The sequence below is a fragment of the Cupriavidus sp. YR651 genome (genome assembly GCF_900101625.1).
Classification (GTDB): Bacteria; Pseudomonadota; Gammaproteobacteria; order Burkholderiales; family Burkholderiaceae; genus Cupriavidus.
Map to the genome: position 1 here is coordinate 557,553 of NZ_FMYZ01000003.1, position 21,176 is coordinate 578,728.

Genomic DNA, 21,176 nt, shown 5'->3' on the forward strand with positions numbered 1-21,176 from the left:
CTCAGGGGGTCTTGTCGGAAGGCGTCGTGCCGGGCCAACGCAGCCCGGTCTTCTTGAGGATCCGCGTGGACCAGAGCACGTCGTGGCCACGGCAGGCGTCGCCCAGCCGCGCACGGATCGCATCGATCAATGGCAAGGCGTCTTCATGCGTGCGTGCATGGACCATGGCGAACAGGTTGTATCGCCACGACGGCAGGTGACGCGGCCGGCGATAGCAGTGGCTGACGAACGGCAGCGCTCCGATCCGCAGACCAAGCGCATCGACGACGTCGTCGTCGACGTCCCAGACCGTCATCCCGTTGGCACGCCATCCCAGTGCGTAGTGATTCGGCACCGCGCCGATGCGGCGGATGACGCCGCGCTCCTGCATGGCCTGCAGCCGGTCGATGACTTCCTGCTCGCCGATTCCCAGCGTGGCACCCAGGGTTGCATAAGGTGCCGGTACAAGCGGCAGGCCGGATTGCGTGGCAAGCATCAGCGCACGGTCCGTGAGGTCGAGCGTGGAAAAGCCGGGCGGGGAGGGGGCGGGCGGCGAGGGGTCGAGAGGGAAAGGGGCGGGCATGATCATGCAGGCAGGTAAAGGCGGACGAAGTACTCGCGTTCCTTGGGGAAGGCGAACACATTGACGCCGGCGGCCGCCTCGATCGCTGCAAGCGTGGGCGTCACGGCGCCTGGGTCAGATACCGCGAGCACGAACCAGAGATTCAGATGATGGGTCCGCGCGTAGTGGTGGGCGACCTCCGGCCGGGCGTTGATGGCCTCGATGATCTCCTCCAGCCGCGCCTCCGGTGCATGGCAGGCGCAAAGGACGAAACGACCACCGGCGCGCTCCGCCTCGAACAGCGGGCCGAAACGCGTCAGCACGCCCTGATGGAGCAGCGCCCGCAGACGGGCCAGCAATGTGGCTTCATCGAGGCCAAGCGCAGCGGCGGCATCGGCGTACGGCCGGGGCGTCAGTGGAAAGCCGTGCTGGAGCGCGTTGACGATCCGCCGGTCGATGTCAGTCAAGGCGGCGGTGGTGGTGACGTCGGCGACCGCGGGGCGATGGCAATCGGGCGCGTTCATGCGGCGGCCAGTGTGCAGCTGTAACGCGTGCCGCGCTGCTTGAAGCAGCGGCTGGCCGGCAGGACGGCGCGCGGCACGGCGGCCAGGCCGCCGACCGCATTGAAGCGCGCGAGCGTCGCCTGCAGTTCGGCCTGGCTGCGCGCGTGCACCATCGCGAACAGGTTGTACGGCCAGTCCGGCAGGCGGCGGGGCCGCCGATAGCACAGCGTGACATGTGGCACGTGCGCCAGCCGCATGCCGATGGCGTCCACCCGCGCATCCGGTACGTTCCAGACGCACATCGCATTGTGGGCATAGCCAAACTTGCGGTGATGCAGGATCGCGCCGAAGCGTCGGATGATGCCTGTGTTGCGCCACTGCGCCAGGCGACAAAGAATCTCCGTCGGCGAGATGCCGCAACGGCGCGCCAGGGCGTGGTAAGGAAACGGCGTCAGGGGCAGCCCGGCTTCCAGCGCTGCGATCAGCCGCCAGTCCGCGTGGCTCAGCGCCTGCGCAGGCTGCGTACAGGTCTCGCGCGGCCCCCGCGCCTCCCTAGCGCCATGCCTGCCCCTGGAAAGGGGAAATCCCAGGTCGATGTGGTATTCGCGCTCCAGCGGGAGATCCAGCGGAGCCTGCCCGACGTCGTAGGCGATGTCATCCAGGACGGCGTCGAGTTGCGGGCGATCCCGGGCCCCCGCGACAAACCAGAGGTTGTAGTGATGGCCATCGCGCGCGTAGTTGTGGCTGACGGCGGGATCGGCGCTGACCCGTCCCGCCACGCGGTCCATCCGCGCGGAAGGCACGGCCAGCGCGGCCAGCGTGCTGACACCAATGGTGTTGGGCGCAAAGACGGCGCCGATGCGGCTGATCCGGCCGGCGCCAAGGTCGCGCGCCAGCAAACTCAGCACCATCCGCTCCGACATGCCCAACGCTTCGGCCGCACAGAAGTAAGGTCGTAGCTCCAGCGGGAAGTCTCGCTGGATGTGGTTGTAGAACTGGAGTTCGTCGAACATGTGGCTACATTCCGAAACGATGGGCCCGCGCCGTAAAGAAAATGCCGCTGGGCTGATCGGCCGGCAGCGTGGCCAGTCGGGCAAAGGTCTGGGTGTCGTAGACCTCCACGCGGTTGTCGTCGCGGCAGGACAGCCAGACCGATTCCCCCTTGGGCGCGAACTCCATGTGCAGCACGCCCCGGCATGGGCGCAGCGTGTGCACTACCTGCCGCGTGGCGGTGTCGATCACCTGCACGATGCCGTTGTCGGGGAAGGCAAAGTTGACCCAGACCTGGCGGCCGTCTGGCCGGGCCATGACGAACACGGGTTGCCCCGCCATGGCGACGCGACCGGCCTCGCGCCAGTCCGCCGCGGGATCGGCCACAAGCACCTCGTGCCGGCCGACGGCCGGTAGCCAGGCCTTGCCTTGCGCCATCGCCCAGCCGCGCAGGTGTGGCATCTTGTAGACGGGCAACCGTGTTTCGCCGCGGCCGTAGCCGTCCAGCACCTTGCGTGTCGCGACCGGCGTTTGCCAGAGGTCGACCAGTGCCAGTCCGTCCTCGCCGAACAGGCCGGCGATATACCAGCGGCCGTCAGGCGTGACCAGCCCGTCATAGGGTTCGCGGCCCGCCTTGAGTTTGGTGATGACTGGCTGACGCGGGTCGGCGACATCGAGGATCCAGACTTCGCCGGCCTCGAACAGGCTGGCGGCCAGGCGCCGCCCGGGCAGGTCCGCCAGGCCGACGACCTTGCTGCGCCGCCCGTCGGCACCTATCGCCGGAATATCGGCGAGCGGCGCCAGCGTCCTGGCGTCGAACAACCGGATGCCGCCCGGTGCGTAGTTCTGTGCGGCGACCACGCTGCCGTCCTGCAGGATCGCGCCGCCGATGCTGTTGCCGGCCTGCATGGTCCTGTGCGTGATTTGCGCGGTGAGCAGGTCGACCCGCGAGAGTGCCCCATCGCGACCGAACACGAAGGCGTAGCGGCCGTCGCGCGAGAACACCACGCTGGCATGGGAGAGGTCCCCCAAACCGGAGACGGTGGCCAGCCGCGTCATGCCGGTGGTTTCCACGATCTGGATCCTGCCGGCCGCACGCTCGACGACGACACCAAGGTCACCGGTGCCCCGCAGTGCATGCTCGTTCGGTGTCGCGCAGCCCAGCAGCGCCGCCGCACACAGCCAGGCGGCCGCATGCTTCAGGGCGCGTGCGCCGGGCATCGACTTCGGGAGCGCGAATGTCCGGGGAGCGAGGATCAGGGAACGCCGCCTGCCGATGTCACGGTGGGAGGCGTCCCGCGTTGCAGTTGTTCGATCAGCCATTGGGCTTCGTCCTGCGTCATGAAAGGCTGCCAGGGCGGCATCGCCGTACCCGGGCGGCCGTGGAGCACGGTGGCCACCAGACTGTCGCGTGGCTTGCCGGCCAGTGCGTCAGCAGTGAGCGGCGATCCCAGCCCGCCACGCAGCGTCATGCCGTGGCAGGCACCGCAGTCGTCGCGCAGCCAGTGCGCCAGTTGCGCCTCCCGGGCGGGGTCGGGCGCCGAGGTGCCAGGTTGGGTCGTGTCCGGCGCAGCGGCACCGGGCGCGGCTACAAACACCAGCAGCCACGCCATCGCAGCCCAGACAGCCGCCGGCCGGGGCCGGCGGCGCCACGCTTCGCCCCTCACACGGGCGCCCGGCGCGACACTCAGAGGCTCAGGATCCACGTCGCCAGCTGGTTGGCCTCCGCTTCCGATACCGCGTTGGGCGGCATCGGAATGGCGCCCCATTTGCCGCTGCTGCCTTTCTGGATCGACGTGGCAATCGCAACCGCCGCCTTCTTGTCAGCCTTGTATTTCGCGGCGACATCCTTGAAGGCCGGGCCGAGAACCTTCTTGTCCGTGCTATGGCAGGCCAGGCAGTTCTTCGACTGCGCCAGCGCGGGGCTGGCGTGGGCGGGACGGCCGGCCAGCGTCAGTGCACCGATGGCGGCCAGCGTGATGCCAGCCATCCACAGCTTGTGTCGGATACTCATCTCGATGCTCCTTAGTAGACGTCGTGCTGGGTGTTGTAGGCGTTGAACTTGCCGGTGGGCGTGACCAGCCGGGGGTCGCGAATCACGGTCTTGAGCGCGCGGGTCTTGTCGTCGACGACCACGATGGCGGACTCGCCATCCTTCGTGCCCCAGACGGAGAACCACACCTCGTCGCCCGCCTTGTTGTATTCCGCCTGCACCACGCGCTTGGCACCAGTGCCCTTGAGCTCCGCCCAGTCAGCGATCGGCAGTACCTTGAAGCCGGCGCCGAGATTGCGTGTGTCGAACACCGCCACGGACTGATTGAGCTTCGGGTCCGGGTTCAGCGGCGTATCGACCCACAGGTTGCTCGATTTCGGATGGGTCTTGATGAACAGCGACCCGCCGCCCTGGCCCTTGACGGTCTGCACCACCTTCCAGGCCTGGGCCTTGTGGCCGACCGGATCGGTGCCGATGAGGCTGATGGTCTCGTCGCCAAGGTGACTGGTCGCCCAGACCGGACCGAACTTCGGATGGACGAGGTTGGCGCCGCGCCCGGGGTGCGGGGTCTTGCCCACGTTGACCAGCGCGGCGAGCTTGTCGTCCTTGGTGTCCACCACGGCGATCTTGTCGGACGCGTTGGCAGCGACCATGAAGTAGCGGCCCGTCGCGTCGAAGCCGCCGTCATGCAGGAACTTGGCGGTGTCGATCGTGGTGGTCTTGAGGTTGTTCAGGTCCGCGTAGTTGACCATCAGAACCTTGCCCGTCTCCTTGGCCGTGATGACGAACTCGGGATGGAAGTGGCTGGCCACGATCGATGCGACACGCGGCTCGGGGTGATAGGCGTTGTCAACGGTCATGCCGCGCGTGGAGACCACCTTCAGCGGCTTGAGCGTGTCGCCTTCCATGATCACGTACTGTGGCGGCCAGTAGGACCCGGCGACGGCGTACTTATCCTCGTAGTCCTTGTACTTGGAGGTTTCCACCGAGCGTGCTTCCAGCCCGATGCGGACTTCCGCGACGATGGCCGGCGTGGGTAGCCAGAGGTCGATCAGGTCCAGGCGCGCGTCACGTCCGATCACATACAGGTAGCGGCCGGACGCGGACATGCGCGAAATATGCACCGCGTAGCCGGTCTTGACGATGTTGATGATCTTCTTGCTGTCGCCGTCGATCAGCGCGACCTCGCCTGCATCCCGCAACGTGACCGAGAACAGGTTGTCGAGGTTGTACGCATTCATCTTGCGCGTGGGGCGCTGCGCCACCGGCACGATGTCCTTGCGCGTGGCCTCGATGTCGGCCAGCGAGAATTCAGGCGGCGTGGGAGGGTCCAGCTGGACGTATCGCGCCATCAGGTCGATGTCGGCGGCGGGCAGCTCGTTGGATGTGCCGAAGTTCGGCATGCCGGCCGGGCTGCCATAAGTAATGAAGGTCTTCAGGTATTCGGTGCCGCGGCTGCGCGTGATGTCAGGTGTCAGCGGCTTGCCCGTCGCGCCTTTGCGCAGTACGCCGTGGCAGCCGGCGCAGCGCTGGAAGTAGATCTCGCGGGCGTGGTCGAATTCGGCCGAGGTGAGTGTGGGCGCCGGGGCTGCCTGCGCGGGAGGTGCTGTGCCGTCCTGTGTTGCAGCCGCGGATGGGCCGGCGTGGATCAGTATGGACAGGAGCGGCAGGGCCGCCAGCACGGGAGACAACCGACGTTTCGCTTTCATGGCTCTCTTTCAGCGAGGTGGGGAAAAAGCCTTTGTTGGATGCCCGACGGAAGTGCGATGAACCTGTGGTCGCGCATGTGTCATGCAAGCATCATCGAGAAGTTCCCCTCGCATATCGTTGACTGCCATCAAGCGCGCACGACATCGCATGACGATGTCGTGCGGCTGCGAAAATCATCGTCCCTCCGAGGGCTCCGAGAGCTCGTCGAGTGCCGCCGATACAGCGGCCCACGCGACAGTGGCTTCGGCGGTCGTGCATTCGCCGTGCTGGCGCTTGGTGGCACCCAGGCGGTTCAGCACGAGATGGCGCGAAGGCTGCACGCCGGTGTTTTCCAGGCACGCTTTCACGCACGCGAGGGGGCACCCGTCGAGCGCGAGGATCGGCCGGCCCGAGTGTGCCACACGCGTCAGCGCGGGCACGCCCCCGCCGACGCCGCTGATGCAGGACATCTCCGCGCGGCCGGCGCGGTCCAGTCGCACGGCGAAGCTGTTGGCCAGCTGCGCGACGCTCGAACATCCTGAGCAGGCGTAGACAAGGGGCAGGTGGGAGGCGGCGCGGGACACGTCGTTCATGACAGGGCTCCGGTTGGGGAATCGATCCGCAGCAGGTTGAGGATGAATCGCGCGATCTGGTCCGGCTGGTTCAGCGGCAGGCAGGGCAGTGCGATGTCGAGCGGTTCGTCCGTGGCCACGGCGACCACGGAGTCGTCAGCGGGGAAGTACGGCGCCTCGCCGCGCGACGGCCGGTAGACCTCGATGCGTGGCAGGTGCTCCTGGCGAAAGCCTTCGACCAGCGTCAGGTGCGCCGGCGACAGGCGCGCCAGATGATCGTGCAGGCAGGGCTCGGGCGCGTTGCCGATCTCGCGCATGATGGCGTAGCGATATGGGGAAGCGACCAGCACCTCGCCGGCTTCCGCCCGGCGGAAGCGCGCGCTGTCCTTGTTGTCGGGTTCCAGCGTGATGGCCTTGTGCGAATGCTTGATGACGTTGACGGTGTACTCGCGTTGTCGGTACCAGCGCAGCAGCGCGGCAATCAGCGTGGTCTTGCCGCTGCCGGACGTGCCGGTGATGCCGAGGACAAGGGCGGACATGGGGAAAAATTTCAGAGCGTGGTTTCCAGCGGACATACGAGGGGGAGAAAACCGTCGGCGCGCTCGGAGTACGCAAGCAGCGCGCCGGCCTGGAGGTCGAAATACCAGCCGTGCAGCGACAACCGACCCTGCGACATGGCCTCCCGCACGGCCGGGAAGGTTTCCAGGTTGCGCAGGGAGACGAGGATCGCCGCTTGTTCGCATGCATGCTGGCGTTGTGCGGCGCTGGCATGCCGCAGCGCTTCGTCGACCTGATGGCGCGCCGATGCCGCGATGCGCACCCATGGGGCGATGAAATCGCCGGGCGCGGGAGGCTCGTCGGGGTCCATTGCCATCAGTGCGCGGATGCCGCCGCAGCCGGCGTGTCCCATGACGATGATGCGGGCGACCTGCAACTGCGTGACGGCGAACTGGATGGCCGCGGATACGCCGTGAAGGGTGTCCTCCGCGTCGTGACGGCAGGGCGGGACCAGGTTGGCGATATTGCGTACGGTAAAGAGGTCGCCAGGATCGCAGCCGAGCAGCATGCCGGGGTCCACGCGCGAGTCGCTGCAGCCGATCAGCAGCGTGGGTGGATGCTGGCCTCGCCGCAAGGTGTCGAACAAGGCCGGCTCGGCGTCGAAGTAGCGTTGCTGGAAGCGTTCGAATCCCTTCAGCAGCCGTTCGATCTCGTGCATGGCTGACTCACAAATTCGGCTACTGGACGAGCGGGCTGTCGGCGCCGTCGAGTTCGATGCCCTCGATGCGTGACTTGCCGATCAATACCGTGGCGTACTGCTTCCACGCGCGATCGCGTGCGGCGGCGGCAAGCGCCCGGGCGATATCGGCGTGCACGGTCTCGAAGGGCATCCGCTCGCCCGCATGGCGGTCCAGGACCTTGACCACGTGCAGGCCGTGGCGACTTTCGACGATAGCGGGCAGGACACCGGTGCCGCGCATCTCGAACAGCGCGCGTTCGAACTCCGGCGTGGTTTCGCCGCGAAACAGCCGCCCAAGGCGTCCGCCCCCGCCACCGCTCGGGCAGTTGGAGCGGGTGCGGGCCAGCTCGGCGAAGCGCGACGGCCGGGCACGTACCTCGTCCAGGGTCCGCTCCGCCAGCGCGCGCAGTGCGTCGAGCCGTGCGTAGGGCGTGACCTGGAAGAGGATATGTTCGGCCTCCACCCAGGCACCCACGTGGAAATGTTCGGGGTGGCCTTCGTAGTGGCGCCGGCAGCTGGCCTCGTCGGGCGTGGGCACCGTGGCCTCATGGTCCAGCAGCGCGGTGGTCAGCGCTTCGTCGGGGTCGGCGTGGCCGTCCGGCGCGGCCAGCCCCAGACGTGCGGCTTCTTCCCGTACCAGACGGCGGAGGATGGCCGCCACGGTGGCCTCGCGAGCCGGGTTGCGTGTGCCTTCATACAGCGGCAACTCGCGTTCGATGTCGGCATCCTGCAGTTCGGCGCCGTTGACAATGACAGGCATGTTGGTCTCCGATGCGGTCAGCGGCCGCGTACGAGCTGCCAGGCGCGGCCCAGATAGGTGACCGATCCGAAGCCGCTCCACACATGCACCAGCCGCGTGAACGGGAAGATGGCAAACAGCGTGATGCCCATGAACAGGTGCGCGCGGAACAGGATCGGCGCATCGGCAACGTAGCCGGCGGCGTCGCCACGCAGCGTGACGATATGCTGGGCCCACGTCATCAGCTGCACCATCATGTGGCCGTCCATGTGGCCGGCGGACACGCCGATCGTGGACAGGCCAAGGAGCAGCGTCACCAGCAGCCAGACGAGCAAGACCTTGTCGCCGGTGCGCGTCACGGCGGATACGCGCGGGTTGGTCAGGCGGCGGTGCAGCAGGATCAGCAGGCCGGCCAGGCACATCGTGCCCATCACGCCGCCGGCCGCCATGGCCACGCCTTGCTTGAAGCCGTGCGAGACGCCAAGCGCATCCCAGACGGCCACGGGCGTCAGCAGCCCGACCAGGTGGCCGAAGAACAGCCCGAGGATGCCGACGTGGAACAGGATATTGCCCAGCCGCAGATTGCCGCGATAGAGCAACTGGGAGCTGTCGGTCTTCCAGCTGTACTGTTCGCGTTCAAAGCGTGCCAGGCTGCCGAACAGGAACAGCGCGGCGGCGATGTACGGATAGATGCCGTAGAGGAATTGGTTCAGTAGATCCATGATGGCTCCGCGGTCAGTGGGCGGGTTGGGGCTGGCGCGTGTGGAAGCGGACCACCTGTTCGGCGGCCGGCCGGATCGCCAGCAGCGGCTCGACGCCATCGGCGCCGGGGCCGAACACTTCCATCGCTTCGTCCATGTCGCGGACGGGCGGGTCCTGTCGCGCCTCGGGCTGGACGTCGGTCAGCGTTTGCAGTACCCGGAACACGCCGGCATACGGGCTGTCGTGCCGGGCCAGGCGGTCGCCGATGGCGGCCAGCACGTGGATCGCATCGCCCAGCAATTGCTCGGCGTGCGCTTCCTTGTCCTCGCCGGCCAGTGCCCCCAGGAATTCCAGGAACAGAGGCACGTAGTCGGGCAGCTCCGAGCCGATCGGCTCGAAGCCTTCGCGCCGGTATTCGTCGATCAGGTCGACCATGGCCTGGCCCCGGTCGCGGGACTCTCCGTGGACATGCTCGAACAGGTGCAGCGAATGCGCGGGATTGCGGTCGAACGTGGCGACGTAGTTCTCCTGCAGCGCGATAAGCGGTGTGTCGCGCAGCAGCGCTGTCAGCGGCGCCAGTATCTCGCACGCCTGCGGCCAGACGGCCACTTCGCGCTCGATTTCCGGCATGGCATCGACGAGCGCCGATTCGGGGTAGCCCAGCAGGGCGCTGAGCACGGGGTAGAGGGTCATGATGAATCCTTGGGTGACGCGGCTCAGACGGTGGTCTCGGGCTTCTGCTTGCGGGACTTGGGCATGTCCGCGAAGACCACGCTGCCCTGCGGCTTCTTGCCGAACAGCGATCCGGACGTGGTGCCGCCAGAGCAGCCGTTGCCGAAGCTGAAGCCACAGCTCGCCTTGTCGTTGAAGCTGTCCTCGACCATTTCCTTGTGCGACGACGGAATCACGAAGCGATCCTCGTAGTTGGCGATGGCCATGGTCTGGTACATGTCTTCCACCTGCGCGGGCGTGAGGCCCACCTGTTCCAGCACGCCCAGGTCCTGTACGCCGTCGACGACCTCGGATCGCTTGAACGCGCGCATCGCCAGCATGCGATCCAGCGCGGACAGCACGGGAATGACATCGCCGGCGGTCAGCAGGTTGGCCAGGTATTTCACCGGGATGCGCAGGCTCTTCACGTCCGGGATCACGCCATTCATGCCCATGTGGCCGGCCTGCGCCGCGGTCTGGATCGGGGAGAGCGGCGGGACATACCAGACCATCGGCAGCGTGCGGTATTCCGGATGCAGCGGGAAGGCGATCTTCCACTCGCAGGCCATCTTGTAGACGGGCGACTTGCTTGCGGCGTCGACCCAGCTTTGCGGAATGCCCTGGCGCAGCGCCTCGGCCTGCACGGCCGGGTCATTCGGGTCCAGGAAGATGTCGAGCTGCGACTGGTACAGGTCGCGCGTGTCTTCCACGGCCGCCGCCGATTCGATGCGGTCCGCGTCATACAACATCACGCCGAGATAGCGGATGCGGCCAACGCAGGTTTCGGCGCAGACGGTCGGCTGGCCGGCCTCGATGCGTGGATAGCAGAACAGGCACTTCTCGGCCTTGCCGCTCTGCCAGTTGAAGTAGATCTTCTTGTACGGGCAGCCGGAGATGCACATCCGCCAGCCACGGCACTTGTCCTGGTCCACCAGCACGATGCCGTCGTCCTCGCGCTTGTAGATCGAGCCGCTGGGGCAGGATGCCACGCACGCCGGGTTCAGGCAGTGCTCGCACAGCCGGGGCAGGTACATCATGAAGGTGTTCTCGAACGTGGAGTACATCTCCTTCTGCACGTCGTCAAACAGCTTGTCGCGGCTGCGGGAAGCAAATTCGCCGCCCAGGTCGTCCTCCCAGTTCGGGCCCCATTCGATCTTGTCCATCTTCTTGCCCGTCAGCACGGAAACAGGACGTGCCGTCGGCGGGGTCTGCACCAGCGGGGCGCGCTGCAGATGCTCGTAGTCGTAGGTGAACGGCTCGTAGTAGTCGTCGATCTGCGGCAGGTTGGGGTTGGCGAACAGGTTGGCGAGGATGCGCAACCGGCCGCCCTGGCGGGGCGTCAGGGTGCCGTCCGGATGACGCTGCCAGCCGCCTTGCCACTTCTCCTGGTTCTCCCATTCCTTGGGATAGCCAATGCCGGGCTTGGTTTCGACGTTGTTGAACCACGCGTATTCCACGCCGTCGCGGCTGGTCCACACGTTCTTGCAGGTCACGGAGCAGGTATGGCAGCCGATGCATTTGTCGAGGTTCAGCACCATGGCCACCTGGGCACGGATCTTCATTGCGCGGCTCCTTCCTTTTCCGATTGTTCGACCAGCGGGCCTTCCAGCCAGTCGACCTTGTTCATCTTGCGCAGGATGATGAATTCATCCCGGTTGCTGCCCACGGTGCCGTAGTAGTTGAACCCGTAGGCCAGTTGTGCGTAGCCGCCGATCATGTGCGTGGGCTTGGTCACCGCGCGTGTCACGGAGTTGTGGATGCCGCCGCGCATGCCGCTGGTTTCCGCGCCGGGCACGTTCACGATCTTCTCCTGGGCGTGGTACATCAGGCACATGCCCTTCGGAACACGCTGGGACACCACCACGCGGGCGGTGAGGGTGCCGTTGACGTTGAACACCTCGACCCAGTCGTTGTCGCGGATGCCGTTGGCCTGGGCCTCGGTCTCCGAGATCCATACGTGCGGCCCGCCACGCGACAGCGTGAGCATGCGCAGGTTGTCCGAGTAGGTGGAGTGGATGCCCCACTTCTGGTGCGGCGTGATCCAGTTCAGCACCAGCTCCGGATTGCCGTTCGGCTTGCGGTTGAGCATCGGCGCCACGGTCTTGGTGTCGATGGCCGGCTTGTAGACGCATGCGCCTTCGCCGAAATCGAGCATCCAGCGGTGATCCTGGTAGAACTGCTGGCGGCCGGTCAGCGTGCGCCATGGAATCAGCTCGTGGACGTTGGTGTAGCCGGCGTTGTAGCTGACTTCCTCCGATTCCAGGCCGGACCACGTCGGTGCCGAGATGATCTTGCGCGGCTGCACCTGTACGTCGCGGAAGCGGATCTTGTCGTGCTCGCGGCCAACGGCCAGGTGCGCATGTTCGCGGCCGGTGATCTTCGACAGCGCTTCCCACGCCTTGACGGCGACGTGGCCATTGGTTTCGGGCGCGAAGGTCAGGATCATCTCCGCGGCATCGATCGCCGATTCCAGGCGCGGGCGGCCCTGGCTGACGCCGGGTTCGGTGACGGTGTTGCTCAGCCGGCCGATTTCCGCGACTTCATGCTGCGTGTTCCAGTTGATGCCCTTGCCGCCGTTGCCCAGCTTGTCCAGCAACGGGCCGATCGACGTGAACTTCTTGTAGATGTCGGCGTAGTTGCGTTCCACGACGGTCATGGATGGCGCGGTCTTGCCGGGGATCAGGTCGCATTCGCCATGCTTCCAGTCCTTCGGGTCGAAGGGCTGGCCGAGTTCCCCCGGGGTGTCATGCATCAGCGGCGTGCAGACCAGGTCGCGGCGGGTACCAAGGTAGGCGCCGCCAATCTCGCTGAACTTCTTCGCGATGGCCTTGTAGATTTCCCAGTCGGTCTTGCTTTCCCACAGCGGCTGGACGGCCTCCGACAGCGGGTGGATGAACGGGTGCATGTCCGACGTGTTGAGGTCGTCCTTCTCGTACCACGTGGCCGTCGGCAGCACGATGTCGCCGTACAGGCAGGTCGTGCTCATGCGGAAATCCAGCACGGTCAGCAGGTCCAGCTTGCCTTCCGCGGCCGGGCGCACATTCACTTCACCGGGGGTGATCGCGTCGGCTTCATCGCCGAACACGGCGTTCTGCGTGCCCAGCAGGTACTTGAGGAAGTACTCGTGGCCCTTGCCCGAGCTTCCCAGGATGTTGGACCGCCACACGAACATGTTGCGCGGGAAGTTGGCGGGATTGTCGGGATCGTCGCAGGCAAACTCCAGCGCGCCGGACTTGAGCTGGTCGACCGTGTAGGCCACCGGGTCCTGGCCGGCACGCTCGGCGGCATCCACCACGTCGAGCGGGTTGGTGTTCAGTTGCGGCGCGGACGGCAGCCAGCCCATGCGTTCGGCGCGGGCATTCAGGTCGAGCAGCGAGAGGCCGTCATAGCGCGCGCGGTCGGCGGTTGGCGCCAGGATTTCGTCCACGGCCAGCTTTTCGTGGCGCCACTGGCTGGTGTGGCTGTAGAAGAACGAGGTGCCGTTCATCTGGCGCGGCGGACGCGCCCAGTCCAGCGCGAAGGCCAGCGGGGCCCAGCCGAACTGCGGACGCAGCTTTTCCTGGCCGACATAGTGCGCCCAGCCACCACCACTCTTGCCCACGCAGCCGCACATCATCAGCAGGTTGATGATGCCCCGGTAGATCATGTCGTTGTGGTACCAGTGGTTCAGCGCGGCACCCACGATCACCATGCTCTTGCCTTCGGTGCGGTTGGCGTTCTCGGCGAATTCGCGTGCCACCTGGATCACCAGGTGACGCGGCACCGTGGTGTGCTTTTCCTGCCAGGCGGGCGTGTAGGGCACGTCGTCGTCGTAGCTCGCGGCCACATTGGGGCCGCCCAGGCCCTGGTCGACGCCGTAGTTGGCCATCTGCAGGTCGTACACGGTGGCGACCAGCGCCGAGGTGCCGTCCGCCAGCGTGATGCGGCGGGCCGGTACACGGCGGCGCAGCAGCGCGTCGTGCTCGCCGCCGAAGTAGTTGAATCCCACTTCGACGACTTCGTGTTCGCGGTCCAGCATCGACAGCGCGGGGTCGATCTCGCGGCCGGAGTTGCCGTCGCGTGCTTCCAGGTTCCAGCGGCCCACCTTGGCGCCATCGTCGTGCGCGGCTTCGCCCCAGCGGAAGCCGATGGTGCCATTGGGCACCACCAGCTCGCCGGTCTTGCTGTCGATCAGCAGGGTCTTCCAGTCCGGGTGGTTGGCTTCGCCGTGATTGCCGGCCAGGTGCGAGGCGCGCAGGAAGTGATCGGGCACCAGCGTGCCGTCCTGTTCGCGCAGCATCACCAGCATCGGCATGTCGGTGTAGCGCTTGATGTAGTCGCGGAAGTAGGCGGACCTGGCGTTGGCGTGGAATTCCTTGAGCACCACGTGGCCCATGGCCATTGCCAGCGCGGCGTCGGTGCCTTGCTTCGGTGCCAGCCAGATGTCGCCGAACTTGACCATTTCGCCGAAGTCGGACGACACCGCCACGGTCTTGGTGCCCTTGTAGCGGACCTCGGTGTAGAAGTGGGCGTCCGGCGTGCGCGTCTGCGGCACGTTGGAGCCCCACACCATCAGGTAGGTGGAGTTGTACCAGTCGGCCGATTCCGGCACGTCGGTCTGTTCGCCCCAGACCTGCGGGCTGGCCGGCGGCAGGTCGCAGTACCAGTCGTAGAACGACAGGCAGGCGCCGCCCAGCAGGCTCAGGTAGCGCGCGCCGGCCGCGTAGGACACCATCGACATCGCGGGAATTGGCGAGAAGCCGACCACGCGGTCCGGGCCGAATTGCTTGACCGTGTAGGCGTTGGCTGCGGCGATGATCTCGGTGGTGGTGTCCCAGTCCGCGCGCACGAAGCCGCCCTGGCCGCGTACCGACTTGTAGCGCTTCGCTTTCTCGGGGTCCTGGCTGATGGATGCCCAGGCGGCAATGGGGTCCATGGTCTTGCGGGCCTCGCGCCACATCTCCATCAGGCGGCCACGGATCATCGGATACTTGACCCGCTGCGCCGAATACACGTACCAGCTGTAGGACGCGCCGCGCGGGCAGCCGCGCGGTTCATGGTTGGGCAGGTCAGGCCGGGTGCGCGGGTAGTCGGTCTGCTGGGTTTCCCAGGTGATCAGGCCGTTCTTGACGTAGACCTTCCATGAGCACGAACCCGTGCAGTTGACGCCGTGGGTGGAGCGCACGATCTTGTCGTGCTGCCAGCGGCTGCGATAGCCGTCTTCCCACCGGCGGTCCTCGTCCACGACGGCGCCGTGGCCGTCCGCATAGGTGGACTTCACGCGCGACATGAACTTCAGTCGATCCAGAAAATGACTCATTGTTATGCTCCGCAGAATGCTGTCTGCCGGGACGGCCGGGTGGCCGCTGCAGGGACGCTTTCACTTTACGGAGCGAGTGCCGCGGCGGCCATTCGCTAGTGGAAGAGGCGCGGCGATGCGATCGGGCTAGAAACGCGCCGGCGGCATAGTTCGTTGGAACTATGCCGCCGGAAGGGATTGACAGGCGGGGTCAGCAGGGCATGGTGGCGTTGCGGCGCGCGTAGAACCACCACGTCACCAGCACGCAGCTGACATAGAACAAGATGAAGGCGTACAGCGCGGCGTCAGGCGATCCGGTCAGCTCCAGCGCGGTGCCGAAGCTCTTGGGGATGAAGAAGCCGCCATAGGCACCGATGGCACCGGAAAAGCCCAGCACGGCGGCCGATTCCTTGCCGGCGTCCTGCAGCGCCTGGCGTTGCGCGGCGGCGTCCTGGCCGGCGGCGGCGCGCTGGCGCTCGGTCAGGAAGATCACGGGAATCATGCGGAAGGTGGAGCCGTTGCCGATGCCCGTCAGCGCGAACAGCGCGATGAACGCCGCCAGGAAGCCCGTGAAGTTGCCGCCGGTGCCACCGTGGGGCAGCGCCATCAGCACCGCCCAGACGGCGGCGATCATGCCCACGAACGTCCACAGCGTCACGCGTGCGCCGCCAAGCTTGTCCGACATCCAGCCACCAACCGGACGCGTCAGCGCGCCGACCAGCGGGCCCAGGAAGGCGTACGCGGTGGGGTTCACGTCGGGGAACTGCGACTTGGTCAGCAGCGCAAGGCCCGCCGAGAAGCCGATGAAGGAACCGAAGGTGCCCACATAGAGCCAGCACATCAGCCAGTTGTGGGCGCGCCGGAAGATCACGGCTTGCTCGGCGAACGATGCGCGCGCGTCGGCGATGTCGTGCATGCCGAACCACGCGGCCAGCGCCGACACCGCGATGAACGGCACCCAGACAAAGCCGGCGTTCTGCAGCCACAGGTTCAGCGTCGCGCCGTTGGCGGCCTGGTAGCTCTGCGAATCGCCGCCCAGCGTGCCGAACACGGACAGCGACACCACCAGCGGCGTGACGAACTGCACCACGGACACGCCAAGGTTGCCGATGCCGGCGTTCAGTCCCGTGGCCAGGCCCTTCTTGGCCTTGGGAAAGAAGAAGCTGATGTTGGCCATCGACGAGCTGAAGTTGGCCCCGCCCAGCCCGCATAGCAGCGCCAGCACCAGCAGCGTCGGATAGCCGGTGGACGGGTCGCGCAGTGCAAAGCCCATGCCCAGCGCCGGGATCAGCAGCAGCGCGGTGGAGATGGCGGTAAAGCGCCGGCCGCCGAAGATCGGCACCAGGAACGAATAGAAGATGCGCAGCGTGGCGCCGGACAGCGCGGGCAGCGCGGTCAGCCAGAACAGCTGGTTCTTGGTGAACTGGAAGCCGGCGCGGTCGAGGTTGACGGCCACCACGCTCCAGAGCATCCAGACCACGAACGCCAGCATCAGCGCGGGGATGGAGATCCAGAGATTGCGATAGGCGATGCGCTCGCCCTTGGATTGCCAGAAGGCCTTGTCTTCAGGCTCCCAGCGGGTCAGTACGGATGTGCTCATGACGGGAACTCCCGATGGAGATGCAATGGGCTGCCGCGCGCCCAGTGGGCACGCGGCGGCGGAAAGGGGATCAGGCGGGCTGCGCGGCGAGGCGGCGGGAATCGTCGCGCTGGCTGTAGTGCATCCACACCAGGCTCACGCAGACCGTGGCGTACATCAGCATGAAGCAGCTGCTGCGCACGCCGGTCAGGTCCGCCAGCGCGCCGAACAGGATTGGCAGCAGGAAGCCGCCCAGGCCGCCGGCCAGGCCCACCACACCGGAGACGGCGCCGATGTTGTGCGAGAAGTCATTGGCGATGAACTTGAACACCGAGGCCTTGCCGATCGCGAAGGCGATGCCCACGACGAACAGCAGCACCGTGAACAGCGTCGGCGACAGGCCGATGTGCAGCGACAGCGGGCCGCTGGTGGTCTGGATGGTGAGGTCGGTCTGCGGGTAGCTCAGCAGGAAGAAGCCGACCCAGCTGATCCACATCACCCACCACGTGGTGCGATGCGCGCCGTACTTGTCGGAGATCCAGCCCCCGATGGCGCGCAGCACGCCGCCTGGCAGCGAGAAGCAGGCGGCCAGGAACGCGGCGATCTTGATGTCGAAGCCGTATTCGCCGATGTAGTACTTGGTCATCCACAGCGACAGGCCCACATAGCCGCCGAACACCACGGAGTAGTACTGCGAATAGCGCCATACGCGCGGGTCGCGCAGCATGGCGAGCTGGGCGCGCCAGCCGCCATCGGTGGATGCCACGCGGTGCGCCGGGTTGCTGGCCGAGAACAGCCAGAACACGGCGGCCGTGATCAGCATGGCGACCGAATAGACCTTCGGCACGATGGTCCACGTGCCGGCCGCGGCGATCAGCGCGGGCGCGACGAACTTGGTCAGCGCGGCGCCCGAATTGCCGGCGCCGAAGACGCCCATCGCCAGGCCCTTGCGGCTGGGGGGAAACCAGCGCGCCACGTAGGGCGTGCCCACCGAGAACGAGCCGCCCGCCAGGCCCAGCAGCAGGCCCAGCGCCAGCAGTTGCCACAGCGTCGTGGCATACGCGATCAGCCAGATCGGAATGACCGTGGCCAGCATCAGCAGGAAGAACACGATGCGGCCGCCGTAGCGGTCGGTCCAGATGCCGAGCGGCACGCGGATCAGCGATCCGCTGAGCACCGGCATGGCGGCCAGCAGGCCGAATTCGGTGTCGTTCAGGCCCAGTTGCTTCTTGAGGGGAATGCCCAGCACCGCGAACACCATCCATACGGCAAAGCAGATGGTGAACGCGAACGTACTGGAAGTGAGAACACTGTAGGCGCCACGCGGGACCGCGTGCGCCGGAGCCGCGGCGATCGTGCCGGGTGCGGAGGGTGAGGCCATGACCATGCTCCTGGGTCGACAATAAGAATTGCTTCCCAGCGTAGGCACGCGCACATGGTCTGCCTATTCGCCGTGCGCACAGCGGGGGCGCGCGCGGCCCCCGTCGATGGAGCTAGTCCGGTTGGCAGGTCACGACGCCTCGGGTGCCAGGCCGACGGCGTCTCCGGCCTGCTCCATGCGCACGGCCAGCAGGGCGACGACCAGCGCCACCAGCGGCGCCAGGGCCGCCACCCACGGCAACGCGGTCAGGCCCGGGCCGTGATCGACGACCACGCCGCCGAGCCAGGCACCGATGCCGTTGCCCAGATTGAACGCGGCGATATTGAAGCTGGAGGCGAGGTTCTGGCCCGCACCGCTGGCGTGGCGCAGCACACGCAACTGCAGCGGCGACACGGTGGAAAACGCTGCAACGCCCAGCACGCCGACGAACACCACCACCGCCACGTGGTGATGGAGCGAGAACGTCATCGCGGCCAGCACCACCGTCAATGCACCGAGCGCGCCCAGCAGGGCGCCGGTCGGCTTGCGGTCCGCCATGCGGCCACCGAGGATGTTGCCGATGATCATGCCGCCGCCGAACAGCAGCAGGATCGGGGAGACCGCGGCCTCGCCGTAGCCCGTGACCTTCGTCAACAGCGGCTGCACATAGGTGATCACCGCGAAGATGCCGATGGACTGCAAGACCGTCATCAGCAGGCCCAGCAGCACTTGCGGGCGCGCGATGGTCTTCAGTTCGTCGACCAGCCGCGCCGGGGCGCTGTCATCGCGGCTCTTCTGCACCAGCAGCGCGATGACCGCCAGCGAGACCAGTCCGATCAGGGTCATCGCCCAGAACGTGGCGCGCCAGCCGAAGTGCAGGCCCAGCCAGGCGCCGGCGGGCATGCCCAGCAGCGTGGCCAGGGTCAGGCCCGAGAACATGACCGAGATGGCCGATGCGCGACGATTGGCGGGCACCAGGCCGGTCGCCACCACGGCGCCGACACCAAAGAACGTACCGTGCGTGAGCGACGTGATCACGCGGGCGATCATCAGCGTGGTGTAGTCGGGCGCCAGCGCGCAGGCGGCATTGCCGATGGTGTAGATCACCATCAGCGCCATCAGCACCGCCTTGCGCGGCATGCGGCGCGTCGCCAGGGTCAGCAACGGCGCGCCGGCAAAGACACCCAGCGCGTAGCCGGACACCAGCATGCCGGCGGCCGCGATGGTCACGCCGAGGTCGGCGGAGACCTGCAGCAGCAGGCCCATGATGACGAATTCCGCACAGCCGATGCCGAACGAGCCGGCGGTGAGTGCATAAAGCGCCACTGGTAGCCGTTCGCGCGGGCCGGTGGAAGCGGGGGAAGGGGGAGCCAGGGGCGCGGCCATGAGGCGTCTCTCCATGAATGGATGGCAATGAAGGTCCGCAGTCTGGGCCTATCCGGCTTATCCAAAAACGGGCAAGATCCAGAATCAGCTTCAACGGAATCTTGAGAATCATGGACCGTATCGGCGATATCGGCCTGTTCCTGCGGGTGCTGGACCTGGGATCGATCAGCGCGGCCGCGCGTAGCCTGGACTTGTCCGTGGCGGTGGCCAGCCAGCGCCTGCAACGGCTGGAGCGCGACCTGGGCGTCCGGCTGCTGCACCGGACCACGCGCCGCCTGCATGCCACGCCCGAAGGGGCCGTGCTGGCCGAGCAGGGCCGCGTCTTGGTGGAGGACCTCGAGGCCTTGTCGGGATCGTTGCGCCAGGCCGGCACCGGCATCACCGGGACGCTGCGGGTGACGACGTCGGCGTCGTTCGGGCGGCAGTATGTCTCGCCGCTGCTGCCGGACTTTCTGCGTGCGCACCCCGGGGTCAATCTGAGCATCAACCTGAACGACCATGTCCTCGACCTGGTCAGCAGCGGCTTCGACCTGGCCATCCGCATCGGCTCGCTGGCGGATTCCACGCTGGTCGCGCGCAAGCTCGCGGACAACCGTCGATTGTTGTGCGCCTCGCCCGAATACCTGCGGCAGCATGGCTGGCCGGAGACCCCGCACGACCTGGCTCGCCACCAATGCCTGGTGCTGGTCGGCAGCCAGGGGCGAGCCGATGTCTGGCGCCTCGGCGATGGCGCAGGCGGGGAGATCGCCGTGCGCGTGCGTGGGCGTGTGGAGGCCAACACGGGCGAGCTGCTGACGGATGCGGCCATCGCCGGCTTCGGCATTGCCATGCATTCGGTCTGGCACGTTGGCGAGGATCTGCGCGCGGGTCGGCTGGTGCGGGTGTTGCCCGACTATCCGATCGCGGACAGCGGCATCTACGCCGTCATGCCACAGCGCCGGCTGGTGCCGCCGCGCGTGCGCGCATTCGTCGATTTCCTGGCCGAGCGCTGGGGCGAAGATCCGCCGTGGGCCGCGTGGCCGGATGCGGACTTGGGTGCCGCACGATCCTGACCTACAGTAGCTATTCCATGCGGCAGGCGGGCGAAGGTCCGTCGGAATGATCTGACCGGTTGCTTAATTCTTGTGCAGTCCGGTGCGTTACCGCACAGACTGGGGCCTGGCGGTTCGACACGGCAGGATATCCACAGAACCTGTGGATATCCTCAACGTGGTCCACCCCACCCCGGACGGTGACCGGCACCGGTATGCTGTGTCATCAACCTCGTCCAACGGTCTGCTTCGTGCTTCCTATGCGCAAGATCCGGCTTGTCGCGGTACCGCTTGTCCTGATGTGTGTCGCGGGCCTGTCCGGTTGCGTGGCGCGGTACCGCGTCCCCAGCGACGCGCCCTATGCCAGCGTGCGGCTGATGACCACGACGGACGACAACACGACGTTCAGCGTCGTGGACCCCGCCGCGTGTCCGACGCCTCCGCGCTCCCTCGTCCTGGCCGGGATGGGCAAGCACCTGGCGGCGATGGGACGGGACACCCAGCTGGCCATGGCCGGCAGCTCGCCGGAGCCTGCGTCGCGGACGCGCGAGCGCAAGGTGGGCATCGGCAAGCGGCTTTATGTCGCGGTGACCTCGACGGCCGCGCCCCCGGCGGAGGAGTTGCGTTGCGCGGCGGGCGTGTCGTTCATCCCGCAGGCGGGCGGACAGTACGAGATCCGCTATACGCGCAATGAGTCGGCCAGCCAGTGCTCGGCGCGCGTGCTGCGGCTGCAACCGCAGCCGGACGGCGGGGCCGCTGTCGTGCAGGAACCCAGCCAGCAGGGCTTTCGGGCATTGCGCAAGGAATATGTCTGCGAGGCGCTCTGAACGGCGGGTTCAGCGCATTGGGGCAGAGGGTGTTGGGC

The 21,176-nt window shown here is 66.9% G+C and carries 20 protein-coding genes; 2 read left to right on the forward strand and 18 right to left on the reverse strand.

The annotated features are described in order from the left end of the window. Window position 1: 1 nt before the first annotated feature. From BLR29_RS12250 to BLR29_RS12335, 18 genes are all read right to left on the reverse strand, one after another. On the reverse strand, window positions 2-475 hold the full coding sequence (locus tag BLR29_RS12250; RefSeq protein WP_092137336.1) for a siroheme decarboxylase subunit beta: 474 nt from the start codon (window positions 473-475) through the stop codon (window positions 2-4). An 89-nt stretch (window positions 476-564) separates the two neighbouring features. Further along, window positions 565-1,065 (reverse strand): Lrp/AsnC family transcriptional regulator, encoded by a 501-nt coding sequence (locus BLR29_RS12255; protein WP_092137214.1) that lies wholly within the window; start codon window positions 1,063-1,065, stop codon window positions 565-567. Further along, window positions 1,062-2,057 (reverse strand): siroheme decarboxylase subunit beta, encoded by a 996-nt coding sequence (locus tag BLR29_RS12260; RefSeq protein ID WP_092137215.1) that lies wholly within the window; start codon window positions 2,055-2,057, stop codon window positions 1,062-1,064. The genes BLR29_RS12255 and BLR29_RS12260 overlap by 4 nt, the downstream gene beginning before the upstream one ends. Window positions 2,058-2,061: 4 nt before the next feature. Next, on the reverse strand, window positions 2,062-3,357 hold the full coding sequence (locus BLR29_RS12265) for a cytochrome D1 domain-containing protein (protein WP_369804585.1): 1,296 nt from the start codon (window positions 3,355-3,357) through the stop codon (window positions 2,062-2,064). Continuing rightward, window positions 3,291-3,647 (reverse strand): c-type cytochrome, encoded by a 357-nt coding sequence (locus BLR29_RS12270; protein WP_092137217.1) that lies wholly within the window; start codon window positions 3,645-3,647, stop codon window positions 3,291-3,293. Before BLR29_RS12270 ends, BLR29_RS12265 begins: the two co-directional genes overlap by 67 nt. A gap of 74 nt (window positions 3,648-3,721) precedes the next feature. Beyond that, window positions 3,722-4,048: a c-type cytochrome gene (locus BLR29_RS12275; protein WP_369804586.1), complete on the reverse strand. Its 327-nt coding sequence runs from the start codon at window positions 4,046-4,048 to the stop codon at window positions 3,722-3,724. An 11-nt stretch (window positions 4,049-4,059) separates the two neighbouring features. Then, entirely contained in the window at window positions 4,060-5,736 is a 1,677-nt protein-coding gene (locus tag BLR29_RS12280; protein ID WP_092137218.1) for a nitrite reductase, read from the reverse strand. Window positions 5,737-5,910: 174 nt separating this feature from the next. Further along, on the reverse strand, window positions 5,911-6,309 hold the full coding sequence (locus tag BLR29_RS12285; protein WP_092137219.1) for a putative zinc-binding protein: 399 nt from the start codon (window positions 6,307-6,309) through the stop codon (window positions 5,911-5,913). Further along, on the reverse strand, window positions 6,306-6,827 hold the full coding sequence (gene mobB, locus BLR29_RS12290) for a molybdopterin-guanine dinucleotide biosynthesis protein B (protein WP_092137220.1): 522 nt from the start codon (window positions 6,825-6,827) through the stop codon (window positions 6,306-6,308). Before mobB ends, BLR29_RS12285 begins: the two co-directional genes overlap by 4 nt. An 11-nt stretch (window positions 6,828-6,838) precedes the next feature. Then, on the reverse strand, window positions 6,839-7,504 hold the full coding sequence (locus BLR29_RS12295; protein WP_092137221.1) for a carbonic anhydrase: 666 nt from the start codon (window positions 7,502-7,504) through the stop codon (window positions 6,839-6,841). A 19-nt stretch (window positions 7,505-7,523) separates the two neighbouring features. Then, window positions 7,524-8,285: a peptidylprolyl isomerase gene (locus BLR29_RS12300; protein ID WP_092137222.1), complete on the reverse strand. Its 762-nt coding sequence runs from the start codon at window positions 8,283-8,285 to the stop codon at window positions 7,524-7,526. Window positions 8,286-8,302: 17 nt separating this feature from the next. After that, window positions 8,303-8,986: a respiratory nitrate reductase subunit gamma gene (narI, locus tag BLR29_RS12305; RefSeq protein ID WP_092137223.1), complete on the reverse strand. Its 684-nt coding sequence runs from the start codon at window positions 8,984-8,986 to the stop codon at window positions 8,303-8,305. A gap of 13 nt (window positions 8,987-8,999) precedes the next feature. Then, the gene (narJ, locus tag BLR29_RS12310) at window positions 9,000-9,659 is read right to left on the reverse strand and encodes a nitrate reductase molybdenum cofactor assembly chaperone (protein WP_092137224.1); all 660 of its coding nucleotides are present in this window, start codon (window positions 9,657-9,659) and stop codon (window positions 9,000-9,002) included. Window positions 9,660-9,682: 23 nt separating this feature from the next. Beyond that, window positions 9,683-11,239 carry a nitrate reductase subunit beta gene (narH, locus tag BLR29_RS12315; protein ID WP_092137225.1) on the reverse strand — a complete coding sequence of 519 codons (1,557 nt, stop codon included), beginning with the start codon at window positions 11,237-11,239 and terminating at the stop codon, window positions 9,683-9,685. Beyond that, on the reverse strand, window positions 11,236-14,976 hold the full coding sequence (locus BLR29_RS12320; protein ID WP_092137226.1) for a nitrate reductase subunit alpha: 3,741 nt from the start codon (window positions 14,974-14,976) through the stop codon (window positions 11,236-11,238). Before BLR29_RS12320 ends, narH begins: the two co-directional genes overlap by 4 nt. Before the next feature lie 190 nt (window positions 14,977-15,166). Then, a complete protein-coding gene (locus tag BLR29_RS12325; RefSeq protein WP_092137227.1) occupies window positions 15,167-16,555 on the reverse strand; it encodes a NarK family nitrate/nitrite MFS transporter in 1,389 nt (462 codons plus the stop codon). 70 nt (window positions 16,556-16,625) lie between these two features. After that, a complete protein-coding gene (locus BLR29_RS12330; RefSeq protein ID WP_369804587.1) occupies window positions 16,626-17,915 on the reverse strand; it encodes an MFS transporter in 1,290 nt (429 codons plus the stop codon). 129 nt (window positions 17,916-18,044) lie between these two features. Then, window positions 18,045-19,280, reverse strand: a complete 1,236-nt coding sequence (locus tag BLR29_RS12335; protein ID WP_092137229.1) for an MFS transporter — start codon at window positions 19,278-19,280, stop codon at window positions 18,045-18,047. 110 nt (window positions 19,281-19,390) lie between these two features. Here BLR29_RS12335 and BLR29_RS12340 point away from each other — a divergent pair, with 110 nt between their 5' ends. After that, complete coding sequence (locus tag BLR29_RS12340; RefSeq protein ID WP_092137230.1) at window positions 19,391-20,332, forward strand: LysR family transcriptional regulator; 942 nt, start codon at window positions 19,391-19,393, stop codon at window positions 20,330-20,332. A gap of 239 nt (window positions 20,333-20,571) precedes the next feature. Continuing rightward, window positions 20,572-21,138, forward strand: coding sequence for a hypothetical protein (locus BLR29_RS12345; RefSeq protein WP_092137231.1), 567 nt, complete (start codon window positions 20,572-20,574; stop codon window positions 21,136-21,138). Window positions 21,139-21,176 lie beyond the last annotated feature (38 nt).

Excerpts from the sequence above, each read along its gene's own strand:
- BLR29_RS12325 (WP_092137227.1), bottom strand. The coding sequence starts at position 16,555 with ATGAGCACATCCGTACTGACCCGCTGGGAGCCTGAAGACAAGGCCTTC.
- BLR29_RS12295 (WP_092137221.1), bottom strand. The coding sequence starts at position 7,504 with ATGCACGAGATCGAACGGCTGCTGAAGGGATTCGAACGCTTCCAGCAA.
- BLR29_RS12320 (WP_092137226.1), bottom strand. The coding sequence starts at position 14,976 with ATGAGTCATTTTCTGGATCGACTGAAGTTCATGTCGCGCGTGAAGTCC.
- BLR29_RS12255 (WP_092137214.1), bottom strand. The coding sequence starts at position 1,065 with ATGAACGCGCCCGATTGCCATCGCCCCGCGGTCGCCGACGTCACCACC.
- BLR29_RS12270 (WP_092137217.1), bottom strand. The coding sequence starts at position 3,647 with ATGGCGTGGCTGCTGGTGTTTGTAGCCGCGCCCGGTGCCGCTGCGCCG.
- BLR29_RS12335 (WP_092137229.1), bottom strand. The coding sequence starts at position 19,280 with ATGGCCGCGCCCCTGGCTCCCCCTTCCCCCGCTTCCACCGGCCCGCGC.
- BLR29_RS12250 (WP_092137336.1), bottom strand. The coding sequence starts at position 475 with ATGCTTGCCACGCAATCCGGCCTGCCGCTTGTACCGGCACCTTATGCA.
- BLR29_RS12285 (WP_092137219.1), bottom strand. The coding sequence starts at position 6,309 with ATGAACGACGTGTCCCGCGCCGCCTCCCACCTGCCCCTTGTCTACGCC.
- BLR29_RS12345 (WP_092137231.1), top strand. The coding sequence starts at position 20,572 with ATGCGCAAGATCCGGCTTGTCGCGGTACCGCTTGTCCTGATGTGTGTC.
- narJ (WP_092137224.1), bottom strand. The coding sequence starts at position 9,659 with ATGACCCTCTACCCCGTGCTCAGCGCCCTGCTGGGCTACCCCGAATCG.
- BLR29_RS12280 (WP_092137218.1), bottom strand. The coding sequence starts at position 5,736 with ATGAAAGCGAAACGTCGGTTGTCTCCCGTGCTGGCGGCCCTGCCGCTC.
- BLR29_RS12330 (WP_369804587.1), bottom strand. The coding sequence starts at position 17,915 with ATGGCCTCACCCTCCGCACCCGGCACGATCGCCGCGGCTCCGGCGCAC.
- mobB (WP_092137220.1), bottom strand. The coding sequence starts at position 6,827 with ATGTCCGCCCTTGTCCTCGGCATCACCGGCACGTCCGGCAGCGGCAAG.
- BLR29_RS12300 (WP_092137222.1), bottom strand. The coding sequence starts at position 8,285 with ATGCCTGTCATTGTCAACGGCGCCGAACTGCAGGATGCCGACATCGAA.
- narH (WP_092137225.1), bottom strand. The coding sequence starts at position 11,239 with ATGAAGATCCGTGCCCAGGTGGCCATGGTGCTGAACCTCGACAAATGC.
- BLR29_RS12340 (WP_092137230.1), top strand. The coding sequence starts at position 19,391 with ATGGACCGTATCGGCGATATCGGCCTGTTCCTGCGGGTGCTGGACCTG.
- BLR29_RS12265 (WP_369804585.1), bottom strand. The coding sequence starts at position 3,357 with ATGGCTGATCGAACAACTGCAACGCGGGACGCCTCCCACCGTGACATC.
- BLR29_RS12275 (WP_369804586.1), bottom strand. The coding sequence starts at position 4,048 with ATGAGTATCCGACACAAGCTGTGGATGGCTGGCATCACGCTGGCCGCC.
- BLR29_RS12260 (WP_092137215.1), bottom strand. The coding sequence starts at position 2,057 with ATGTTCGACGAACTCCAGTTCTACAACCACATCCAGCGAGACTTCCCG.
- narI (WP_092137223.1), bottom strand. The coding sequence starts at position 8,986 with ATGGATCTACTGAACCAATTCCTCTACGGCATCTATCCGTACATCGCC.